We start from the raw sequence: 4,919 nt of genomic DNA on the forward strand, positions 1-4,919 counted from the left end.
CATCACCAGCCTGTCGTCGACGACGCCCTCATGGATCGGGGCGACAAGGGCGGCAATCCTGTCCGGAGGCATCGTATCGATCGCCCGCAGATCGCTCACCGTTTCAACCTCGGTCTGGAACAACTTTGCAATCCTCGGCCGCAAGAAGCGCAGATCGCGCTCGCTGCCGACCAGAAGCAAGCGTCTATCCTTTTCCAGCAGGGGCGCGGCGAAGCGTTTGAGCGCAGGCAACGGCGCGCGTTTCTCGACGAAGCGCGGAACCAGGTCCGTCAGGACCCGATCGGCTTGCGCCCCCGCCCATGCGGCCAGTTCTTCGGCCCAGCGCTCTTGCGAAACCGCGTCGATCTTGCCGTCGCCTGCCGCCTGTGTCGCGAGTCGGATGAAGCGCTGCCGGCGGTCTTCGGCCTTCGCCGATCGATAGATCCGACCGGCGCGTAGATGGCCGAGGATAGATGACTCCGCCCCCCCATCCGGCTCATTTGCGCGACCCACTTCCAGCGTGTCGCAGCGTTGTTCGGTCAACTGGGTGGCGGGATCGTAGCGGCGAATGCCTGCGATGCGGCCCTGCGCGACATCGATGCGAGCGGGCATACCGGCATCGGAGGGGAAAATGTCGATCAAGTCGCCGCGAACCGCAATCTCTCCGGGTTCGTCCACGCGGTCGTCGGTCACATAGCCAAGCGCCAGCATGTCGGCGGCGAAGCTGTGCATGTCGATGGAGTCGCCCACATGCAGGGTCGGCGGCGCGGCGTCGAGAGAGGCGGGGGCGGGGTAAAGTCGCGCGGCGGCTTCTCCGCTCATAATCAGCGCGAGAGGGGCGCGCTGCCGGTCCTGCGCGAGACGTCTAAGCTTCCGTAAGGCGGACACGCGCCGACCGATATTGGCGGGCGATGCAGGTGCGCGGTCGCCAGGCAAGGTGTCGCTCGACGGCAGGAAAATTACCGGGCAGGGCGAGCCGAGCGCGTCGAGCGCGGCGGCAATATCTTCCGCTGCCTGATCGTCGTCGGCAAGATAGAGCAAATCGCCCGCGTCAAGTGCCCGCGCCAGTTGCAGGGCAACCTCGCCATAGCCCGCTGTCGCATCCGTCATGCGGCGATGACTTTTTCAGGGAGAACAGCACGGAATGATGCGGAGGAATATCGGTTCATCACGGCGTAACGCCCGTGCGGCATTTTGGTCGCGTGACGGTAAAAATGCGCCGATCGATCTTCAGGCGGCGCGTCGGCACCATCGCGCCGGCAGATGATCTGCAAAATGATCGAGGGCAGCGGCAAGCGGCGGAAGGGGGGCGCCGCGCCGACTCGCCAACGCGCCATTGGCCGGCCGCTCCGCTGCCCATCCGAAAGACCGATGCGGCACGCAGCGCACATGCGCTGGATCGCAGCTGCATCTTTCCGCAATCTGCCGAGCGAAATCCGCCCAGGACAGGGCGATACCGTTGGTCAGATGCCACAGACCGGCCTCGCCGTCGATGAGCAGGTCCAATGCGGTGGCGACCAGATGGGGGACATAGGTGGGCGTCACGATCAGATCGTCCGCCGCGACGAACTCGCGTCTTTCTGTCAGCGACCGAACCACATCGGCCGCGAAGTTATAATCGTCGTCCGGCGAGAAGAAGGCGGCGGTGCGGACGATCAGATGCCGGCCGGCAAGCGCGGCTATCCCTTCCTCCATCCGCGCTTTGCTAAGCCCGTAGACGTTGCGCGGATCGACTGGATCGTTTTCGACATAGGGCGCGTCCTTTTCCCCGTTGAAGACAAGGTCGCTGGAGAAGGACAGGGAGGCGATGCCGCGATCCTCGCAGGCGCGGGCCAGCGCAATCGCGCCTGTGGCGTTGGCGGTCATGCAGGGGGCGATAGCGGCTTCCGCCTCATCGACCCGTACCCAGCCTGCCGCGTTGACGATGCCCCAGGGCGCGTTCCGGTCGAGGACGGGGGCGATGCTCGACGGCGCCGCCAGGTCAACGTCGGAACGGGCCGTCAACAGGAAGGGAATGTTGCGTAGGTGGCAGGCGCGGGCCATAGCCTGCCCCAATGTGCCGGTGGCGCCGCATATCAGCAGCGGCTGCGCCGAAGAGCGCGGCAGGCGTCCCGCCAGGTGCGCCTTCATGGGGGCAGGGCGAGCGACCGGGGGATGGCCCATGCGCAGCGACCGTTGCCACCAGCCGCCGCCTTGTGCCAGCAAGGGACGCTCGCCTTGTTGCGACAGCGCTTGCGCCAGCGACAGCAGCGCCGTCGCGCGCGGTGCTTCGCCGCTCACGTCCCACAGGCCCGGTTCGTAATGGCCTTGCGCGGTGAGCAATTTGCTCCACCCCGAACTGCCCAACATCGACCATAACGTTACGCCTTCGATGGGAATATCTTCCCTGCAAAGCTGCACGGCAGTGTCCCAGGCTTGAGCGGCCCAGCGCATCTGTTCCTCGCGGGTGCAGCCATTATGCACCTCCGTCACCGCCAGGACTATGCCGTACCGATGCCACGCTTCGCGCAGGGCGCCCTCCAATCCCTGCGGCGGTGGGTCCAGCGCGCGGATCGCCTCTACATCGGCGTAGAGCTGGTTTTCGCTACCGCCGTGGCTGGAGGCGGGATAGCGTTGTAGCCGGTGGTCGAGAAATCGGTCGCTCGTCAGATAATGGTTGATGCCGATAATGTCCGGCGGGCAGGGATCGTCCGCTATGGCGCGCAGCCGGTCCTGAAAACCGAAGTCGGATAGGCGATCCCACAAGGGATGATCTGGCCCGATCCGCCCGCAGAGCAGATCCCAGCCCGCCCAACGCCGCAAATTATCGAACCCGGCCTGCTCACGCAGGGCTGCAGTGGCATAGGTGCGCCCAAGATCGTCGGTCTGGATCAGCCGTGCAGAGGGATTGACGCGCCGGATGGCGCGCATCGACAGACGCGTAGCGTCCATCTGGTTCAGAAGGGCAAGCCAGAAACTTCGTTCCGACCGTTGGTGTGGATACCAGTGGCCATACAGGGCGGAAAATCGGGAGGTCGTGAGCGGTTCATTAACCGGCGTCCAGTCCATGATCCAGGGATAGCGCTGCGCGGCGGCGGCGGCATGGTTGGCAAGACCGGGCGCGAAGCCCGGATCGATCAGGTTGGTGTAGGCCGGGCCGCTGCCATGATGAACAAGTCCCGCGATGACCCTGATGCCCAATTGACGCAGCCGATCTAGCCGCTCGTCGGTCCAGCGCCAGTCGCGATCCTCCGCAGCGTCGGGACTTATCCTTTCCCACAATAGCGGATAGCGGATCGCGCGAATGCCTGTCTGCGCGATGAGGTCGAGATCGTCGGGCCTGTCATGGTGCCCGGTCGCGCGGATTTGGTCGCGGTAACTGTTGTGGACACGGTTGACGGTGCATTCCACACCGCCCCAAAGTTGCGGCTGCATGCTCATCTTCGCTTCTGGGCTGGTCATAGGGGACGAATATTTCTTCAAAAAAAGCCGAATCAAGCGGAAGTCTGGAAATAACGACAACGCAGCAACCTAGATCAGTGATGGTAGAGGAACAGACCGTCCCGGCGCGCAGTTAGGCTAATGTTCATCCCGCAGAAAGGTTCGCATACATGATCCAGAACTCCCCGTGGCATAAATCTGGATCAATCAAGTCCGCCCATATCCCGACGCTCATCTGCTTCAGTCATCTTCGCTGGAACTTCGTCTTTCAGCGCCCGCAGCATCTGATGAGGCGCTTTGCCCCGCAAGCCCGCGTCCTTTTTTGGGAAGAACCTTGCCATGTCGTCGGGCTGAACGCTCCAGACCTGCACGTGGAAAGATGCGCGGCCAGCGGCGTGACCGTCATCACGCCGAAATTGCCTGCGGAAAGTGATCGCGCAGAGGACGGAGAGCAGCTGAAGGCCTTGCTCGACCTGTATCTAGCGGGCGAGGCGGGGCCGTTCATCCGCTGGTATTATACGCCGATGATGCTGCCCTTTTCGGAGCATGTCATGGCAGATTGCATCGTCTATGACTGCATGGACGAACTGGCCAATTTCAAGGGCGCGCCGCCTGAACTCCTGCCTCTGGAGCAGCGACTGCTGTCGCAGGCGGACCTTGTGTTCACAGGCGGCTACAGCCTGTATGAAGCGAAAAAGGACAGGCACGACCATGTCTATCCCTTTCCCTCCAGCGTGGATGCGGCGCATTTCGCCCAGGCACGCACGGCCCCGCCCGGACGCCGCGCCGAGCGAAACGGCGCCAGGTCGCGCCTCGGCTTCTACGGCGTGGTCGATGAACGTATGGATCTCGATTTGCTCGCCGCTCTTGCGGATGCACGTCCCGGATGGGATCTGGAGATCATCGGCCCGGTCGTGAAGATCAGCGAGGCCGATCTGCCGTGCCGCGCCAATCTGCATTTTCTGGGGGGCCGATCCTACGACGAGCTGCCCGGCTGCATCGCGGGCTGGGACGTGGCGTTGATGCCCTTCGCCATCAACGATGCGACCCGTTTCATCAGCCCGACCAAGACGCCGGAATATCTGGCCGCCGGCAAGCCGGTCGTGTCGACGCCCATTGCCGACGTCATCCGCCATTACGGTGCGATCCAAGCCGTGCGCATCGCGGAACGCGGCGACGCCTTCGTCCGCGCCTGCGACGAAGCGCTGGAGCTTGCGGAAGAGGGCGGAAGCTGGCTGCCGGAGGCGGACAAGGTGCTGGCCGGCATGTCGTGGGACAAGACATACCAGCAAATGCACGGCCTGATCCGCGAAGGCATCTCGCGCGGCGCGCATTCCCACCCCATCGTGTCCCCCACCAGTTGGAAAGGCGACGCGCCCCAACATTATGACGTGATGGTCGTCGGCGCGGGCTTCGCAGGTGCGGTCATGGCCGAAAGGCTCGCCGCCGACGGGGGCAAGAAGGTGTTGCTGGTCGATCGACGCCCGCATATCGGCGGAAATGCCTATGACGAGCTGGAC

At 63.9% G+C, this 4,919-nt stretch carries 2 protein-coding genes and 1 pseudogene; 1 reads left to right on the top strand and 2 read right to left on the bottom strand.

What is annotated here, in order from left to right; translation table 11 throughout:
• Both VMR39_RS25615 and VMR39_RS25620 read right to left on the bottom strand, forming a co-directional pair.
• Nucleotides 1-1,089: pseudogene (locus VMR39_RS25615) on the bottom strand (DEAD/DEAH box helicase); the annotation flags it as partial.
• A gap of 120 nt (nucleotides 1,090-1,209) precedes the next feature.
• Entirely contained in the window at nucleotides 1,210-3,393 is a 2,184-nt protein-coding gene (locus VMR39_RS25620) for a sugar nucleotide-binding protein (protein ID WP_325420550.1), read from the bottom strand.
• Nucleotides 3,394-3,794: 401 nt separating this feature from the next.
• On the opposite strand from VMR39_RS25620, the gene VMR39_RS25625 reads away from it, so the two are divergent.
• The coding region (locus VMR39_RS25625; RefSeq protein WP_325420552.1) for an NAD(P)-binding protein at nucleotides 3,795-4,919 on the top strand (1,125 nt) is incomplete at its 3' end.

The organism is Sphingobium sp. (genome assembly GCF_035511395.1).
Classification (GTDB): domain Bacteria; phylum Pseudomonadota; class Alphaproteobacteria; order Sphingomonadales; family Sphingomonadaceae; genus Sphingobium.

Excerpts from the sequence above, each read along its gene's own strand:
- VMR39_RS25620 (WP_325420550.1), bottom strand. The coding sequence starts at position 3,393 with ATGCAGCCGCAACTTTGGGGCGGTGTGGAATGCACCGTCAACCGTGTC.